18 protein-coding genes are annotated in these 17327 nt (G+C 68.0%); 1 reads left to right on the top strand and 17 read right to left on the bottom strand.

The features are described 5' to 3' along the window. Positions 1-19: 19 nt before the first annotated feature. Entirely contained in the window at positions 20-331 is a 312-nt protein-coding gene (locus FPZ12_RS24130; RefSeq protein WP_150980475.1) for a hypothetical protein, read from the bottom strand. Between the two features lie 68 nt (positions 332-399). After that, the gene (locus FPZ12_RS24125) at positions 400-1581 is read right to left on the bottom strand and encodes a hypothetical protein (RefSeq protein WP_144762518.1); all 1182 of its coding nucleotides are present in this window, start codon (positions 1579-1581) and stop codon (positions 400-402) included. Positions 1582-2285: 704 nt separating this feature from the next. On the opposite strand from FPZ12_RS24125, the gene FPZ12_RS24120 reads away from it, so the two are divergent. Beyond that, the gene (locus FPZ12_RS24120; RefSeq protein ID WP_144762520.1) at positions 2286-2825 is read left to right on the top strand and encodes a hypothetical protein; all 540 of its coding nucleotides are present in this window, start codon (positions 2286-2288) and stop codon (positions 2823-2825) included. Positions 2826-2875: 50 nt separating this feature from the next. Here the strand turns inward: FPZ12_RS24120 and FPZ12_RS24115 are convergent, their stop codons facing one another. The 15 genes from FPZ12_RS24115 to FPZ12_RS24045 form a co-directional block, all read right to left on the bottom strand. Beyond that, positions 2876-3334: a hypothetical protein gene (locus FPZ12_RS24115; protein ID WP_144762522.1), complete on the bottom strand. Its 459-nt coding sequence runs from the start codon at positions 3332-3334 to the stop codon at positions 2876-2878. A 122-nt stretch (positions 3335-3456) separates the two neighbouring features. Then, the gene (locus tag FPZ12_RS24110; RefSeq protein WP_243769998.1) at positions 3457-4215 is read right to left on the bottom strand and encodes a phosphoadenosine phosphosulfate reductase; all 759 of its coding nucleotides are present in this window, start codon (positions 4213-4215) and stop codon (positions 3457-3459) included. Positions 4216-4388: 173 nt separating this feature from the next. Continuing rightward, positions 4389-4886 (bottom strand): single-stranded DNA-binding protein, encoded by a 498-nt coding sequence (locus FPZ12_RS24105; RefSeq protein ID WP_150980472.1) that lies wholly within the window; start codon positions 4884-4886, stop codon positions 4389-4391. A 329-nt stretch (positions 4887-5215) separates the two neighbouring features. Continuing rightward, positions 5216-5977, bottom strand: a complete 762-nt coding sequence (locus FPZ12_RS24100) for a hypothetical protein (protein WP_144760976.1) — start codon at positions 5975-5977, stop codon at positions 5216-5218. Positions 5978-6066: 89 nt separating this feature from the next. Continuing rightward, positions 6067-7788, bottom strand: a complete 1722-nt coding sequence (locus FPZ12_RS24095; RefSeq protein WP_144760972.1) for a ParB N-terminal domain-containing protein — start codon at positions 7786-7788, stop codon at positions 6067-6069. Positions 7789-7981: 193 nt separating this feature from the next. Beyond that, positions 7982-8563: a hypothetical protein gene (locus FPZ12_RS24090; protein WP_208025975.1), complete on the bottom strand. Its 582-nt coding sequence runs from the start codon at positions 8561-8563 to the stop codon at positions 7982-7984. 87 nt (positions 8564-8650) lie between these two features. Continuing rightward, a complete protein-coding gene (locus tag FPZ12_RS24085) occupies positions 8651-9460 on the bottom strand; it encodes a class II glutamine amidotransferase domain-containing protein (protein ID WP_144760969.1) in 810 nt (269 codons plus the stop codon). Beyond that, positions 9448-10467 (bottom strand): hypothetical protein, encoded by a 1020-nt coding sequence (locus FPZ12_RS24080; protein WP_208025974.1) that lies wholly within the window; start codon positions 10465-10467, stop codon positions 9448-9450. The genes FPZ12_RS24085 and FPZ12_RS24080 overlap by 13 nt, the downstream gene beginning before the upstream one ends. Positions 10468-10591: 124 nt before the next feature. Beyond that, positions 10592-11599 carry a DUF4192 domain-containing protein gene (locus FPZ12_RS24075; RefSeq protein WP_144760966.1) on the bottom strand — a complete coding sequence of 336 codons (1008 nt, stop codon included), beginning with the start codon at positions 11597-11599 and terminating at the stop codon, positions 10592-10594. 300 nt (positions 11600-11899) lie between these two features. Beyond that, a complete protein-coding gene (locus tag FPZ12_RS24070) occupies positions 11900-12535 on the bottom strand; it encodes a hypothetical protein (RefSeq protein ID WP_144760963.1) in 636 nt (211 codons plus the stop codon). A 29-nt stretch (positions 12536-12564) separates the two neighbouring features. Continuing rightward, on the bottom strand, positions 12565-13512 hold the full coding sequence (locus FPZ12_RS24065; protein ID WP_144760960.1) for a bifunctional DNA primase/polymerase: 948 nt from the start codon (positions 13510-13512) through the stop codon (positions 12565-12567). Next, entirely contained in the window at positions 13509-14417 is a 909-nt protein-coding gene (locus FPZ12_RS24060) for a DNA-processing protein DprA (RefSeq protein WP_144760958.1), read from the bottom strand. Before FPZ12_RS24060 ends, FPZ12_RS24065 begins: the two co-directional genes overlap by 4 nt. Next, complete coding sequence (locus FPZ12_RS24055) at positions 14407-14685, bottom strand: helix-turn-helix domain-containing protein (RefSeq protein WP_243769997.1); 279 nt, start codon at positions 14683-14685, stop codon at positions 14407-14409. Before FPZ12_RS24055 ends, FPZ12_RS24060 begins: the two co-directional genes overlap by 11 nt. A gap of 575 nt (positions 14686-15260) precedes the next feature. Then, a complete protein-coding gene (locus FPZ12_RS24050) occupies positions 15261-16556 on the bottom strand; it encodes an NsdA family TPR-like regulatory protein (RefSeq protein WP_144757646.1) in 1296 nt (431 codons plus the stop codon). A 27-nt stretch (positions 16557-16583) separates the two neighbouring features. Then, positions 16584-17045, bottom strand: coding sequence for a DNA-processing protein DprA (locus FPZ12_RS24045; protein WP_144757647.1), 462 nt, complete (start codon positions 17043-17045; stop codon positions 16584-16586). Positions 17046-17327: the final 282 nt, after the last annotated feature.

Below are 17327 nucleotides of genomic sequence, written 5' to 3'. Positions count from 1 at the left end.
TTTCCGGGGGCTGTATGGGTTACCTGGTGTGGCTGCGCGGGTCGGCGCTGAGTTCGGCGGCGATGGCGCGGGCTTCGGTGATGTAGAGGAGCATGCGCGCGCGGGCGCGCTCGCGGTCGGTTCCGGAGTGGGAGTGGTACTCGTTGCTGGCGGTGAGGTGGGCGCGGCGCAAGGCGAGCAGGGTTCGGAGGTCGCGTGCGGCGGCTGCGCGGTGGCGTAGCCATCGGCGGCTGTTGGTGGCTGCGCGGGTGAGTGGATGCGGTGTCGCGGTGTGGTGGGGCGCGGTGAGGTCGTGCTCGATGCGGGTCATGAGTTCGTCGAAGGTGCGCATGGTCGGCTCCTGGCGGCTGGTGGGGAGGGGGCGCCCGGTGGGCGCCCCCTCTGGCGGGCGGGTGGTGGTCAGGCGGCGGTGGCGAGTTCGCGCTGTGGCGCGAAGTGCGACAAGGGCGGGGCGTCGCACTCGCGGCAGCTCTCGCAACGGCGGTCGGTCACGTCGCGCCGGTACTCGGTGGGTGTGCGGGCGAGGTTGCACGCGACGCACAGTGTGTCCGGGTCGATCCCTTGCAGGGCAAGGCGTTCGTAATCGGTGTCGGTGAGGGCGTGGCCGGTGAGGTCGGTTACTGGGCTGTCGTCGGTGTCGGTGTCCTGGTGGCGCTGGCGTTCGTCTTCGTAGTTGTCGGTGGCGCGTTCGTCCTTGAGCACGAGTCCGGCTGAGGGGATCGCGGGCTCGATTTCGGCGTACTGCTCGTCGTACTGGGTTTCGATTTCGCCGAGGACAACCTTGTCCTTCGCGCGTTCTTCGAACGGTGCGTGCGCCGGGGCGGCGGTGTGGTTGTCGAGGGAGGGGCGTTCGTTGTCCTCGGCGTGGTGGCGGCAGGCGTCGCTGCAGTACTCCAGCTCGGGAGTGCTGGCCAGGTTGCCATCGCAGTTACGGCACCGGTGGATGTCGCCGGATTCTGCCTCGCGCTGCTTCTCGCGGGCGGCTGCGCGGCGGCGCGCGTGGGTGGCGCGTTCCTTGCTGGCGTAGATGCACGCGATGAGCAGGTCCCGATGGTCCTCGCCCAGCGTGGGCCAGAGGCGGTAGCCGGTCTGGATGGCGTCCACGATGGCGGGGTGCGTGGCGCTGGGGTTCTTGAGCAGGGTTGCGCACACGGTGTACGTCGCGCGGTGCTTGCCTTCGGTGGCGGCGTCGAGCCAGCGCAACCCGTCGAGCGCGCGCCGCACCCGGGGCGGGGCCTCGCGCAACATCGCGGTGACGTCGCCGGGTTCGGTGACCGCGATCTCGGCGCGGGATTCGCTGGTGTGGACGCAGGCGCGGAACAACTCGCGTTCGCGGTCGCCGTAGTCGCACCATTCGGCTGCGGCCGCGCGGACGGCGCCGAGGATGTCCGGGGTGATGGCCTGGTCGGTGTGCAACAGGGTGGCGCACGCGGCGAGGATCACGGGCGGGTTTTCGCCGCTGCGCCGGAACACCCGGCGCAACTCCGCGAGCGCGGTCCGGACGCGCGGAGGCTGAGTGTCCAATGCGGACACGATCCGATCGATGCTCTTGCCGTGCTTTTCCTGAATGGCAGACGCCATAGCAAATAGTCCTTACGTACTGTTCGTTGCGACGCTCGGGCTTCGCATTCCCGATTGCCTTGCAAGGTCAACGTTAGTGACTGTTTCCGCAGGTCGCAAGCCAAAACGATCAATTTCAGGAGCTTTCTCCGGCTATTTGGTGCTGCCTTTTCTGCGGCGTGCGAAAAATGCCGAAAATCTGCTCTGTGGAGATCTGTGGAACTGGTGGGGCCGGTTTTTCGCTCGTTGCGCGGGTGTCGCGTGCTGTGGAGGTGACCCACTGCCGAGTGGGGCTGGGGTGGCCCCGAAGCCCTCCGGGCAGGCCACCGGCCTGCCCTTAACGCCTGTCCCAGGGAGCGAGGGGACCCGGATGCAAGGACGCCGCAGGCGCCGCGAAGCGGTCGAAGATCCTTGCATTTGGGGCAGCGACCGTACAATTTCGGGGCCACCCCAGCCCCACGGACGCGACACACGCACGGCACCCAGCCACCCGGCCCCAACCCGACACAGTTGTAGCCTGAGAGCGCGCCCCGTTGGGTTTACGTACGCCCGGTTGGCGGGGCGTGCACGCGCCGCCGCGATCTTCGCAGGCCACCGCACGCACGGTGGTGGTTCCTCCGGGAACTGTCGCGGCGGCGCCACACCTCGGTTTCTGGATGCCGACAGTTTCGCGCGGGTACGGTCAGTGGGGTAGACCGCAGCCCTCCCCAGCGGGGAGGGCAGGCATGGCCGGACACGAGACGCCGCGGCGGCGCCGCCGGTCGACGGCGACGCTGGAGCGGCTGGAGGCCGCGCGCCGGCGCCGGGCGGAACAACTCGAACGCGAGCGAGAGAATGAGCGCCGCGTGGACGAGGCGCTGGAGCCGTTCGCGGAAGCTGCGGCGGAGATCGCGGCGCTGGAACGCAAGCGCGACGACCGCGTGGCCGCACTGAAGAGCCAGCTGGAGCGAAAGCTCGCCGAGCTGGAGCAGCAGAAGGCGACGAAGAGCGCCGATTACGAGCGCCTGGCCGCCGACGTGCGCGCCGAGGCGAGCGCCAGGGTCGATGGGTGGCGGCAGGTGATGGCCACGTCGGTCCAGCAGATCCGCGACGCGGACGTGAGCGTCTCAGAGACCGCCGAGATGCTGGGCATCACGCCCAGGGAAGTCACGACCTTAAGCCGGGCGAACGAGAACCGGTCGTCCGCGGCCTCCTCAAGCCACGGCCGCGCCGAGGAGCCGGATGGTGCCAGCGGGGCACCATGGCCCGCTGGAGACGTCGAGTGAGCCTGGGTGGTCGGCAGCATGGTGAGGCTGCCCACCACCCGTGGTCCGGCTCAGCGGACGGCGACGCGGCTCTGCTCGGGCCGTTCACTGGCCAGGCGGGCGTGACGTTCGAGGGCAACCCGCTTGCGCCACCGGTAGTAGACGACCATCCCGGCGAGCCCCGAGCACACGACGAACCCGGCCGCCCACTCCGACGCGGTCACGTTGGTGGTGAGGTTGGGGAATCGCCCGACGAACAGGAGTCCGGGCATGGTGGCGAGCCCGGCGATGGTGAATCGGCGGTAGCGATGGGTCATGCGCGGGCGGACGCGACGCCGAGTGCCTCGCGCGACGACGAGCCCCACGAGGGCACCGAGCCCGAGCGCGCCGGGTAGCGCGAGCAGCGTGGGCGTGTCGACGAAGGCGGTGGCGATCAGGGCGAGGTAGCCGACCGGCACCGTGCCCAGGAACACCCCGGCGCCGCTGGCCAGAACCAGCCCGGTGAAGGTGATTCCGTAGCGCGAGTTCATGATTCGAGCGTAGAGAAATTCGACTACCGCAGCGGGTGATCTTCTGGCGCGCGGCCGGGCGCGACCGCGCACGTCGAGATCCTGACGGCGGCGGGCACGGCGGAGGTGGAAGAGCGCGTCGGTCACGTCATGCACCAGCCCGAGTCGCAGGCCCCGTCGCCCTCGGCGGCGAGGGGCAGGAACTGGACACCGGGGCTGACGACGTTGCGCAGAGGCCGGTTGAAGCGGGTCAGGTACACGGGATCCTTGCCGAGGACGGCACGGCGATCGTTCAGCAGATCCTCGAGCTGACATGCCTTGTCGAACAGTTCCGGTTCCTCGATCCGCATGGCGGTCCACGTGGTCGGCCGGTGAAAAGGGCAGAAGAAGCAGGCAGACTTCGGCGGCACGGGCAGACCGGCCCCTGCGATGATGCGGGCGCAGTCGGTGCGTCGGAGGCCGAGCTCGAGGAGCGGATAGGCAATCCGCTCGTAGGGTTCGACACGGCGGGTGTTGGCGCGGTGGATCTCGTCGACGCTGATGCCGATGTTCACGGTGGCCGGGTTGTCGGCGTTGGCGCCGTGTTGCTTGAGCCAGCGTCCGATGACTCGGATCTTGAAGTCAGCAGTGCAGCTGCGCGTGCCGGGCGCGCCGTTGGACATCCGCACCGGGATCGGTATCGAGCGTGATCCTTGCCGGGTGAGCCGCTGCCACAACGTCTCGGTGCTCTGGTCGCGTCGGACCCGGTTCAGGATGTGGATCGGGACGCCGTGCCGGGTGGCCCAGGGCAGGGCGACCTCGCGGACGTACCGGAGTGTTGCGGGGTGCTCGCTGTCGTCACCGACGTTGGCGAACAGCGCCGCGTCGATTGGCAGCTGTCCGGTTCCGGCGAGTACGAGCATGGCGGTGGACTGCACGCGGCCGCCATAGGAGATCACGGAAGAGTTCATCGAGTGTCCTGATTCGAATCGTGAGACAGCAGAAAGGCCGGTGGGCCAGCCCTTTGGGCTGGCCCACCGGCCTTGGTGGATGGTGGTGCCCGCCCGGCCGCGCGGCCGGGCGGGCACGGTGCCGGTTAGAACGGCGGCTTCTCGCCTGAGCCCGCTCCGGCGCCGACGAGTTCGGGCTCGGGAGCGCCCCACGGGTCGTCGTCGGCAACTTCTCCGCCGCCGGGAGCGTCGGTCTGGGCCGGCTGCGGGCGTTGCGCCTTTGCTGCCTTGGTGACGGTTGCGGTGGCGTACTTCAGCGACGGCCCGAACTCGTCGACATCCAGTTCGACGACCGTGCGCTTCTCGCCTTCGGTGGTTTCGAAGGTGCGCTGCTTGAGCCGTCCCTGCACGATCACCCGCGCGCCGCGGGAGACGCTGTCGACGACGTGTTCGCCGAGCTTGCCCCAGGCGTTGCAGCGCAGGAACAACGCTTCGCCGTCTTTCCAGTCGCCGCTGGCCCGGTCGAACGTGCGTGGGGTCGACGCGACGGTGAAGTTGGCGACGAAGGCGCCGCTGGGGAAGAAGTGGCTCGCGGGGTCGGCGGTGAGATTGCCGATGATCGTGATGATGGTGTCTCCAGCCATGGTGGCTCCCTGGCTCGTTGAGGTGTGTGGAACGGCCCAGCCCAGCGCGCCCCGGCCGGGACCGCCGCCAGGCGGCGGCGTCGCTGCCCGGCTCATCCGGGTGGCGTGGACCGGCCCGTGGGGAGCCGCGCGTCGTTTCGCTCAGCGGGGCGGGCCGGTTCACCCGCGCGGATCGGCGCCGGGCGGAGGCGCGGAGTCCCGGGCGGGGTGTGCTTAGCTTTGGTCGGTCCATCCACCGGCGAGGCAGCGTGGCCGCCTGGCCGACACCATCGACACCATCGGCCTTCACCGTCGGCGCCGGGGCTTTCTTCGCCGTGGCGGGGCGTCGTCTATTCGACGGAGTCGCACCACGCCCATCGGCCGGGCGCGACGGCGTATCGGCCGTCGTGGTCTGGCTGGATGAGCGTGGGCTGGTAGCCGTGCTCGTCGATGTGCTCTCCGTCGAGCAGGACGATGGTGTCGTTTTCCCAGTAGCCGCAGAGAAAGTCCGGGTCGATGCGCATGGCCCTGTCGTTGGCCCAGGCGAGGACGCTGGCCGCGACGGCGGGCCGGAAGCGAGGGCGGAGGATGCCGTTTCGCGGCCCCTGCCCGACTATCGCGGGAAATCCCGGCGAGCGGCCGTCGAGGGCGACGTGCCGCTCTGCCGGCTCGGCACGAAGCCGATCGGACTGGAGCAGCCGGTTTCGCGTCGTGAAGATCGCCAACGCACTCGTCGTGGGGACCGACAGGAACCAAGGCCAGACGGGATCCCCACCCACGGGATACCGGCCGTCGCGGTCCGGGCGGATCCGTTGCCAGTGTTCGCTCCCGTGATCCCGCACCTGCACGACGACATCGCCGGGGGACCGAAGGTTCGCACCGGATCGAAGGAACTCTAGCTGGATACCGACATCAGGAGTCGCCTGGAGCCAGCGCCGCAGATCTTCGACAACGGCGGCCCTCATGCTGGGGCGTATCCACCACGCGCCCAATGCGTCCTGCGCACGGTCGTGCTCGATGCGGGCGGGGAAGCTGACGCGGTGACGAGGCTGCCGGGCGTGCGGCGCCAGTTCGACGTAGTACTCACCGGGTTGGGCTCGTGTCTCCGACATCGAGGTCCTCCGATCGGTCGCTCGCTGTGGGCATGGTGACGGCGGGGGCGCCGGGCAGCCCGGCGCCCCCGCGACAGCACCGTCACGCGCTACGCGTCGACAGTGGCGAGCTCCGCATCGTCGGCATCGGCACGACTGTCCTCTTCGGACTCGTCCGAGTCAGCCTCCTCGCTGTCGGAGTCGTCCTCCTCGGTCTCGGGTTCGCCGGCGTCGCCGAGCGCGGCCGCGATGACGTCTGCTTCCGGCTCCGGGTTGAGGACCTTGCGCTCGACGTCGGACGCGTCGTAGCCCCAGGCGATGATCATGGACATGTACTCCTGTTCGAAGTCCCACGGCCTGCGCCACGCGTCGCGGGACAGGTCCTCCTCCAGCGCGCACAGCGTGAGGAAGGTGTCGTAGAGCGTGGCTTTCGCCGTCGAGAGAGTGGCGATCTTCGACGGCAGTTCGCTGGGCTGCCCATAGCCGGGCTCGGGAAGGTTGAGCAGCTTGTGCGCCAGCTTGTGATGGCGTTCCATCGCCCGGCGCAGTTCGCGGTTGCCCTGCGCCTTCAGCTTCGCCAGGAAGACTTGTGCACCCTTGGGTGCGCGCGTCCGGTTCGGGAGACTGGCGAGCCACGCTTGGCGCACGCTTACTGCCGCGTCCCAGTCCTTGTTGTTCTCCCGCACCCACCTGCGCTGGATTTTCCGTGCCTCGCGAGCACGTTCTTCCGCCGCGGCGGTCCCGTCGCCCGCAGTCAGCGGGCTCGCTTCAGCGGCCGGTGCACTGGGCGACGAGGTGCTGAAGGTAGCCGCCCCTTCCGGGGCGTTGGCGAGTGCGTGGCCGTGAGCGAGGAAATCAGTGCAGGCGAAGACGGGGACGACCATCCGGTTGTCGTCGGTGTCGTAGTCGTCCCTGATCCATGCGGCGTGTCCCGGGCACGACGCGTGCTCGTCCTCGGTGAGTCGGCTGCCGGGCTCGCTGTCGGGCGTGGCACGCAGCGCGTCGAGGCGCCTGACCGGTCCCGAAAAGCTGGACACCGAGGAGTCGAGGATCGGGACCTCGGTCTGGGTCAGCTGTTCGGTGAGTTCCGCGGTCTGGACACGGATCCGTTCGTCCTCCGCCCGATCGTTGCGCTTGCGCTCGGCGAATACCTTGAAGTTGTTCGGCGCGGCGACGGCGAGACGGACGAGCTCCTTGGCGGTGTCGAGATCACCGTAGCCTTCGAACTCGGCCACGACCGCGGCCTGATCGAGCGTGAGGTCATACCGATCCGCAGCGCGGGATGCCAGCTCGCTGTCGCCGACGGTGAGCACGTTCTTGACGTGGCTGACGCGGCGGCTGAGCTTGCGTGCGATCCCGGTCGGGGTCAGGTCGAACGCGGCGAGCTGCTGCACGGCTCGGTGCTCATCGCCGCGGGTCAGGCCCTTCCGCAGGTCGTTCTCGTTGACCTGGGCGACGATCCGGTCGATCCCGGCCTTGCGTGAGTCGGCTGACGGCGGCGCCTGCATCCACACGGGCAGCTGGCAACCGGCTGCCCGCGCGTTGAGCACGCGCCGCTGGCCCATCGTGATCATCACCGTGCCGTCGTCGGCACGGTAGCCGCGTGCCGCCATGTCGACGCCGCGGCGGCGCATGTCGCGGATCGTGTCCGCGTCGGTGACGGCGTTCTCGGTGCGGACGTTGTCATCGATCGTCACGTCGTCCGGGTTGAAGTAGATCACCCGGTCGTACTCGTTCTCCCACTCCGCACGCCGCTGCCGCGGATCCTCGTCGACCGTCGCGGCGGGCTGCTCGTCCTCGCGCTGAGCCGGAATATTCACAGTGCTGGTCACCAAGTTCTCCTTCAAAAGGGTGACTGGCCCCGCCCGTCCCGCTCTCGCGTTGTGCTGCGAGAGCGGGAATGCGGTTGTCCCGGTCGGGACGCACTCGCCTGAGCGGGGCCGCCAGCGTCGGCGGAAGCCCGGCCCCCGGTGCCGGGCGGCGGATCACTCGGTGGGCGCGGGCTTCCGCCGGCGCCAGGCTCCGCTAGAGTGCGTCGTCCCGGCCGGACGGCCCGCTTTCCAGCGCTCCGGTTCCCGCGATCCCCAGCAGCGCCAACGCGATCGGCCTGATCCGAAGCGGCTGACCGACGTAGGCCGCGGCCAGGTTGCCGTGGACGCTCGATAGCCGGTAGTCCCGTAACCACACGCTGAACCACGGCTCGGCAGCCGCGCCGAGCCGGTTGTCGTTGTCTGCGGCCGGTTTCATGTTCTCGTCGTGGCGGGGGAGAGTTGCCCGGTAGGTGCTCAGGCGCCCGGCCACCATCGGGCACGCAGAGATCGTGTAGGCGGCGCACTGGGGATGCAGCGCCGGTTCGACACTGGCTCGCTGCGGCAGATCGGACAGCCGCATCAGCAGGACGACGCGATCATGCAGCTTTGTGCCGCACACCCCGCAGCGACGCTCCAGCAGGGCACGCCGGGCGAGGCGTTCGTCGATGCTGCCGAGGAGGAAGCGCCCGTCTGCGGTCTGGGGCGTGATCCAGGGAACGACGAGCCCACCCGTGGTAGGCCGGTGGGCGAGCGCTGTCGGGATAGCCGGGACATGGGATGTGTCGCGGTGGTTCATCGCACCTCTTTTTCTGTGCAGACAACACAAGTGGGGCTGGGCGCGATAACCGCGCCCAGCCCCACTGACGGCGAGACGGGGAAAAGGTCAAGTCATCTGGTTGACCGGCGCGATGTCGCAACCGCAGAAAACGGCGAAGTCCCCGCACGCCGGACAGGCCATATCACCACGCATCCGGTAGCAGTAGAGCGGACAGTCGCTTTCGCCGCTGCCGCAGAACGGACAGTGCTCGCAGTACAAGCACAGCCCACTGCCGGGATCGAGGTCATCGCCTCCGCACACGACACAGCCGTCACCCAGACCGCCGAGGAGCGGGACCTGCGCCGGGATCCGGACTTCGTAGTCGTTGTTGGAGTACCAGATTCCGTTGTCCCACAGACCCGCTGCCTCGTTGAAAAGGTAGGCGCGCTTGCGGTAGCGCGGGTTCACGGTCAGGATGACGAGCTTGTTGGCATGACCCAGCCACCGTGTGATCCGCGCACGGGTCTTGCCGTGATCGAAGGCGGTGAAGGCCGGCTGTGCCAGGAATTCCTCAGCGGCGATCCGGGTGTCGGACCGGAGATCGCCGTACCCCGGATGGACCGCCTTGGGGAGAATTCCGTTGTGCGCCACCACAGTCGCCGGGTCGGAGCCGAGAGCAAAGGGATGTGCGTTGTCCTCGCTGACGCTGCCGTGTGTGGCAAAGCGGCTGTGGAAGAGAGCCGGCCCGCTCGGATGTCGACGGCGTTCCCAGACGAACTCGGCGATGACGTCGTCGGCGTTCATTCCCCGGCCCACGACGAGCCGATCGCCGGTGACGACGGCGAATCCATGGCCGTTGTCGTTGACGGCCGCGCCCCGGAGCAGCGCGTGCTCATCGGGCTGCCGGTTCGCCGGGAAGAAGGTCAGCAGGCACATGCGAGGTCCTCCAGTTCGCGGGTCAGCGGCAGGTAGCGCGGATTCGTGAGCAGCCAGGTCGCGAAGCGCGACCAGTCCCAGCCGCGATGACGCGCGATGTCGGCGACCGCGAGATCACGCGTGTAGTGCACGGACGCGTCCGCGAAGCCCAAAGCAGCCTGGACTTGCTGAGGCGCGAGACTGCCGGCGAACACGCGTAGCTCCAGGGTCGAGGAGTTCAGCGTGTTGATCGCCGCGTGGCGGATGAATCCTCGCGCTCCCTTGCAGGTCTCCTTGACCAGGATGCGTTTGTCGTCGTGGAAACCGGCATATTGGGAACTGCGGCGGGCCAGGGTTTCCACCGCGTCCTGGTTGCGGTAGACGAACTTCATCCACCGGTAGACGTGACAGGGACCGGTGAAGGCGGCCCGGCTGATGTGGACGTGCAGCCCGTTGTCATCGGCGCTGCAGCCCTGATCGTAGAGACGCGGCAGCAGGTCCCACGGGAAATGGTCCAACGCCCAGTCGTAGGACATCGGATGCGTGACGAGCTCGAACCCATGTGAGATCGAGGAATCGTCCTTCAGATAGCCCAGACCGCCCAGCGCGGACAGGGAGTCCTCGGCCCGTGGCGCCAGATCTCCCCGTGGCACGGTGATCTCGAGCTCCATACCCAGGTGCAGCGGGCCGCGGCCGTGGAAGACCGGATCCGGCTTGACGCTGTAATCCAACAGGAGGGTGTGGTCGCCAGGCGCCTCGTGGAACTCGCACACCGTGCCGTCGCGGACCAGCGTCGAGCAGTCTAAGCACTCGGAGAAGTTGTACTCGTCCTGGCAGCCCACGCACACATATACTCCACTCTCCGCTCGTACCGCGGTTTCGCAGTGCCGGTCGCAGAAATCGCAGAGTTGCAGGCTTGCGGCGCAGGCAGGGCACAGAAATCGATCACCAGTGGCGTATCGTGCGTCGTCGAGGGCGAATTCGGTGTCGCAGGAATCGCAGCTGGTGAGCTCGACCGCGGTTGTCATTTCCCGGATTCCTCGTTTCCGTGAAAACAGTGCGGCCCGGCATACAGGCGTATGCCGGGCCGGGCACTGAGGTGTTCAGGCTGTGGTTATCGGTGTTGCGGCTCTAGCGGTCCATGTTCGACGCTTACGGCCGGCGAAGGCGTGCGCGTTCCTGCGTCATGTCGGCGCCGAACCTCTCGCGGACCTCCGACGGTTCGATTCCTTCTTGCATCACTATGAGAATCAGGTCGGTGAGCCTGTCCGGAACGCGCTGTTCGCCAGCGGCGATGCGGGCTTTGGCCCCGTCGCCCCGGAGATACGACGACGCGACAATCAGGGCGGTCAAGGCCCTGTCGTACGGTGGCTGTGCTCGCTGCCAGAGGTGGACCCAGAGATTCTCGGCGGCAAGGGTGCGGTCGCCCGGCTCCTGAGCGAGTTCGATATCGCGCAAGGTCACGCTGTTCAACGCGGCGATGAGACGGGCGACCGTAGTGTCGTCGTCGGGGAGTTCGCCGCGGGTGGCCGCAGTGATGGCGGTATCGATCTCGTCGAGACGCCGGCTGAGCGCGGCTCGATCGTCGGTGATCTCCTCGAGTTCGACCGCGCGGGCGATGGGCGCGGTCAGCTCCAGGACGCGGAGCCGTGTGTCGGCGGGCGCCGGTACGAACTGTCGTCGCAGCTCGTCGCGGCTGGAGTAGGTGCGCCGCCCTTCGACGGTGGCCGCAGCGGCGACGGATGTCGTTGCTGGATCGGGAAGTGTGCCGGTCCGAAGTGGCCTGTGGTAGTCCGACCAGGTTGCTCCGGCGACGAACGCGGGAAGGTGTAGCCACAGCCCTTCGCTGCTCGTGAGTTCCTTCACCGCACGGGAAACAGCCCGGACTTCGTGCCGATGGGGCAGCTCGTCGTCGTCAGTGTCCTGCACGACGACACTGACGTAGTGGGTGATGCCGGACTGGTCGATCACGTGCGCCAGATACTCGGCGAAGCCCGGCTGGGACAGGGCCTGCAGATCGATCCGGATGGACCTGCTGAAAACGCCTTTGTTGTTCTCGTCCTTCATGCCGAAGACGACCAGCGAGTCGCTGGGGGCGAACCCGAGGAGCGGAGGCAGCGCAGCCAGGACATCCTCGACGGACCTGAGAGTTATTTGCATGGTTGATAAACCACCTTTGTGGACAGTGGGAAGGGGTTCGTCACGAGCACGGGAGTAACGGGGTCCCGTTGAGCTCCGAAATGATCAATTCGACTGCGCGCTGGAATGCACAGTCGGATTCCGGTGTCTCGTCCAACGCTTCCAGGAGAACCTCCAGGGGAGTGCGTCTGAAGCGCACGCCTCCACAGCACGGCGGAGTCCGGGCCGCGGTGCCGCCGACCGCACCGAAAGAAGTCCGGCCCGGGCTCCGCCGTGCTTCACTGGCGCGGTTCAGCCGCACCCCAGGAGGTTCGCCCCGACTCAGCTCGACGCGAAGTGCGCCAGCACCGCCGGTTCTTCAGCAGCGACGGCGTCCCGGATTGCCCGTAGACCGGCGTCGTAGCACTCCCGGAACCGACCGCGGCTTGGCCGCGGCCAAGCCATCGCGTGCACGACGATCGGTGGGATCGTCCGGGTGCGCTCCTCGCCGTCGGCCTCGCGCGTGATGGAGCACAACGTGGCGCTGAAGCATTCCTCGACATGCGTCACTTCCATCAACGCGTATCCGCCGTGGGCGCCGTCGAGCGTCCACGACGCCCGCCACTGCGGGTGCAGCGCGCGCTCGTCGGGCTCGCGGTCCGCGCGGGCGGGGTCGCAGGTCTTATCCGTGACGAGGACGTAGGACCCGGTCTCGGGCCACACCCGTGTTTTCGGCATGGTGTGGGCGGTTCGCGGGATGTCGCCGTCGATCGCCAGGTACAGGCCCTGGTCCTGGACAGCGGTACCGGTCCGGAGGGGCGCGTCGGGCATCGCGAACTGGACGCAGTCGCCTTGCCGGTATCGGTGTTGCAGTGCCGCGAACTCCTCGTCCGTGAACGCGCTGCGGGGAAACCGGAACCGTTGCAGTTCGACGCTGAGCGGTACCCGGACCCACAGCCAGGTATGGGTAGCGTGCATGGATTCGCCTTTCGTGGCCATCGAGCGGGTCAGCCGCGAGGGCGGTCGCGCAGGACGCGCCGGTTGCGCCGACCCGCTTCGATGCCGTCGCGGATCGTGCCCGTGAGTTCGTTCCAGTCGAAGTCGCCGACGCCGACATGGCGCCGACCCGCCTCGGTCAGGTGGTAGGTGACCAGGCTGGGTGCCACCCAGCCGCTGCCGACGAGCTCTCCCAGCGCCGCGGCAGCGGCGTAGAGGGTGAGATGCCGGTGACCTTCCTCGGCGTTCGCCACCGCGCGGGACTCCGCGGTGATCGCGGCGTTCACGTAGGCGCGGATCCGCCGGCTGGGGACAGGCCTGATGTCGGCAGGCATCGTCACCCGCCGGCGGGGCGACTGCCGGGTGAGCATGGCGGCCAGCCAGTCGGGCAACGGCGCGATGGGCCCGTCACGGACGATCGTGTACGTGACCGCGTGCCCGTTCGCCGAGCCGACCGATCCCGGAGCGACGACCAGCGAGCCCGGACCGCGGGTGTCGACGCGCCACCCGATCCCGCGTCCTCGATCGCCCACGGTGCTGCGCCGCCACAGGCCTTCGGGGCGAAGGAAGTAGCGGTGCTCGCCGCCGCGCGGCGTTACGACGATCAGGGTGTCGGTCGGATCGGGCTGGTGCGCTCGTCGCGCGAGCAGGGCGATCATGTCGCGACCGTGGGCAATGCCCTGTGCCGCCCACCGCCGTGGAACGGGACCGTCGGCGGGGTCGAGGTCGAGAACCAGCAGTCCGGAAGGCCCGCAGGCGACGCCGATGTTGCGGTCGGGGACAGCCGCCCACCACTGGCGGATCCGGGCGGGATCGACGGTGGCCTGCTGTTCCCAGGCTGCGATCGACGGCTTCTTGGTGCCAGGCTTGAGAGGAAAGACCCGCCACCCGCGAGCTGCGGCGGCGAGCGCCGACGCAAGGAACTCGTTGCCGTGCTGGATATCGAGTGCGCGACTCATGAGTGACCGTCCTTTTCGGAGGCTCGGATCCCGCCATGCTGGAGAACGTCGATGACGTCCTGGGCGCTGGTGACGAGATGCGCACCGTCCTGGATCAGGCGATGGCAACCGGCGGAGGCCACGGACCCGAGAGGGCCGGGTACCGCGCACACCGGGCGACCAAGGCTGCGCGCCTGAGCGGCGGCGGGCAGTGACCCGCTCCGCTTCCCAGCCTCGACGATCAGGACAAGGCCGGTCAGGAAAGCGAGCAACTGGCTCCTCGCACCGAATCGCGCCCGCGACGGCTGAACCCCGGGCGGGTACTCGCTCACCGTGCCCCCGCTGCCGATGATCCGGTCAAGCAGGTTCCGGTTGGCCATCGGGTAGTCCACGTCCACGCCGCACGGCAGCGCGGCGACGGTCAGACCCTCGCTGACCAGCCCGCCGCGGTGGGCTGCACTGGCGATGCCATACGACGCACCACTCCACACGACGAAATCGCGCCGCGCGAGCTCGTAGCTCAGGTCACTCGCGATGGACTCGCCGTATAATGTCGCCGCGCGCGCCCCGTCCACGCAGATCGCTCGTCGGACCAGGTCCCGCAGCGGCATCGCGCTGCGAACCCACAGACCAATTGGTTCGGCCCCAACGGAATTCGTGTCGGCGAAGTCTGGCCATTCGTCATCTTCGGGGATCACCAGACGCGCCCTGACCACGTCGGCGCGTCGGAGATCGGAATCCGGATTCCCCACCACGGCCTCGTGTCGGCATTCCGCCACTACCTCGTCGGGCGCCCGTTCGCTGTGGAGCAGGCGTGCCGCTTCGACCGGCCCGACGGCGGCGATCAGGCGGCGCGTCTCCGGCGCGGGCGGCTCCACCATGCGCAGGAGCGTCGCCCGGGCGCGGCGGATTTCTTCAGTCGACATGCTTCTGCCCTTCGTGGCCGGAAATCTGCGGGTTCGCGATGCGCTGCGGACTCAGCGGCCGCATCCGCGGTGCGTCCTCCTGGGCCCGGCCGGCGAAAATGCCGATGTGGTAAGCGATCGCGACAGCGTGGGTGCGGTTACGAGCGTGGAGCTTGCGGTAGATGTTCTTCAGGTGCGAGCGGATCGTTTCGACGGAGCGGAACTGGCGGTTGGCGATCTGGATGTTTTCCAGGCCGTTGGCGGCGTCCCGCAGCACGGCGAGTTCCACTTCGGACAGTTTCGGTTTTTGCGGCACCGGCGGCCTCCCTTGACTGTGGAGCGGCGCGATCCGGACCGCCGAAGGGCGGCGAGAACAGGGGGGCGTTCGGCCACGGGGGTAGTGGCCGAACGCCCCGACCGGGCATCAGCGCGGCGCGGTGCGCTGATCTCGGGATCCCGGTCCATTCAGGTGGTCCGGTGTCGCGCGTGGACGTCCGCGATTCACCAGGCCGCCGCATCGACGCGGTCAAGGCCTTGAGACCGAGTCCGGGGCTCGGCGGCGTTCAAGGCCTTGACCGCGGGCGGCGGCCTGGTCGCGTGACGACGTCCACGCCGACATCGGGCCAATAAGACCACTCTAGTTGACGATTTTGGCGAAGTCGTGCATGATCGTCGTCGGAGGGGTAACCCAGGTGGTCCAGTAGGGAGGGGTCATCTGGCACCTTCCGAGCGGCGATCTGAGACCCCCAGTCAGCGCCGCTCGACCCGGGAAGCGGTTGCAGGGGAGGGCGCCGCTTCCCGGGTCAAACCCTTGCGTAGCAATAGGTTTCCCCGGGCCGGGAGACTCCGGACTGCGGGACTTGGTTATCGGCCGATCAGGGTGTCGTGAATGTGGTCGTCGAGTTCGGCCAGAAAGTCTTCGGTGCGCCACGGCCGAAGATCACGCCGCGCTAGCTTGATCCGCTGCGCTGCGACTCGGCCGCCCGTGGTGGCGGTGATGTCGACGGCTTGGTGCAGAAGATCGACGCAGGCGGCCGGATCGCCAAGGCGTAGCCGTGCGAGCGCGAGATCGGTGCTGACGATGCCGCGCTGAACGGCATCCCGCGATGACCGCAAAGTCGAGATTGACCGGTCGAGGCTGTCGTGCGCGTGGCGTGCGTCGCCCGCGTGGAGGGCGCACAAGCCGTCGAATCCGTTCAACCGATCAGCGTTGAACCCGCCGTGCGGGTCGTCGATGGTCAACTGTTCGACGGTCTTCCATGCTCGGTTCAACGCAGCGGCCGCGCTGTCGGGTTGGCTGGCACGAGCACAGATTTCAGCGTGCACTGCGTGTGCCCGAGCCCGAATCGCATAGCTGGAGCCGCGATGGGCATCGACCGTCGCGGCTCGGGCGATTGCGCGCGCCGCTTCCAGGTCGTCGGTCGCATGCAAGGTGACCATGGTGTGGCTGGTCCGGACGGCGGCGCGATGGCTTCGGTCCGCGAGGTGTCCGGCGGCCTTGGTCGCGTCGGCGTACAGCCGCATGGCTTCCTCGTCGTCACGCGTCTCGAAGGCCAACCGGCCGGCGAGCGAATACGCGTCTGTCGTGAGCAGCGCCAGCCCCGGGTGAGCAGCGGCGTGATCAAGCTGCAGAAGGCGCCTGCAGGACTCAACGATCGGCGCGAGCTGAAGCTGAAGGCGGACGAACGGGGTCGAGCCGACCTGCTTGTTGATCGCCCGGACCGACTCGTGTAACCCGTTGATGACGCCGTCATCGAGCTTCGCGGGAAGCAGTGCACTGCCGGCGTTTGCTTCACCATTGCTGACCAGCTCGACGAGCTGTCGTGCGCGCTCCGGCGGTGCGCCGAAGTGACGAAATGCCTCCATCAGGGTGTCGAAATCCGACCCCGGACCAAGCGTCAGGCCGCCGGCCGGGGTTCGCGCGTAGAGGTGCGCCAGCAGGAACTGGTAGCGGTCGCCGGGGCTTGTTCGGTCGGAGACGCTTTCCCAGCGGGCGACCGTGCGTTGGATGCTTGTGACCTGCCTGTGCATCAAGGGCGCAACCGCGAGCTGGCGTGCCGTTTCCCGCAGCGCTCGGGCGAGGTCGGCCCATGACCAGCCGCGTCCTTCGCGCAGCTGGCGCAGGAGGAGAGCGCCGGACTCCCGGTCGGTCGTGATCACAACGTCCAGTACACCATCCGAGCGAGGTCAGATGGGTACGACCAGTCGAGGTTTGTTCTGATCGGCTGCGTAATTCACGGTGTACCAGGTGCCGCTGGTCGGCTCGGTGCCGCGCGGAAAACCGATCACGAAGTCGCTGTGATCGACCATCCACCGGTTGCGGGCGTGATAGGTGGCGGTGCCCAATCGATCAGCGCGCAACTCCACGACCTCGACGAGCCGTCCTGCTTCCTGCCAATGACGGATCGATGTAGCGGCAGTGTCCGGCTGGTCCGCCACGGTGCAGGGCACCACGACGGTCAGCGACGCTTTGCTGTGCTCGGCCAGCCAAGCCAATGCGGCTGTGTCGATGCCGACTGCGCCGCCGAGGTAGAAGTGCGCGTCCGGATCGGCGAACGGCCCGAGATATCCGTCGAACAAACGGGGAAGCCGCGCTTCGGACTCTGCGGGGATCGAGCGAGTGCCGGTGATTGTCACTTTGACAGCCAAGCTCGTTCACTCCTCCGGGAATGTCATCGATTGTCATCTGCCCCTTCGCGCCTGGCCACGATCTCATGGATACACCGGCCGCGGTGAGATGCCCCCTTGAACTTGGCGCGGCCGGTCGACCATCCCGACGACGACCACGGTGATCACTATGAGCCTGCTGACCGCGACGGAGCATCTGACGGTGAAGAACGTTTGGTCATGTGCTATTGACACCTGCCCCATCAGTTGGTTGCCGAAGTTCGGCCCCCGCTTGTTGTAACCCCGACCTCCTTTTCAGCAAAT

The sequence above is a fragment of the Amycolatopsis acidicola genome, assembly GCF_007713735.2.
Lineage (GTDB): Bacteria > Actinomycetota > Actinomycetes > Mycobacteriales > Pseudonocardiaceae > Amycolatopsis_E > Amycolatopsis_E acidicola.
Note: the sequence above shows the minus strand (reverse complement) of the source record. Positions and strands in the feature narration are given on the sequence as shown.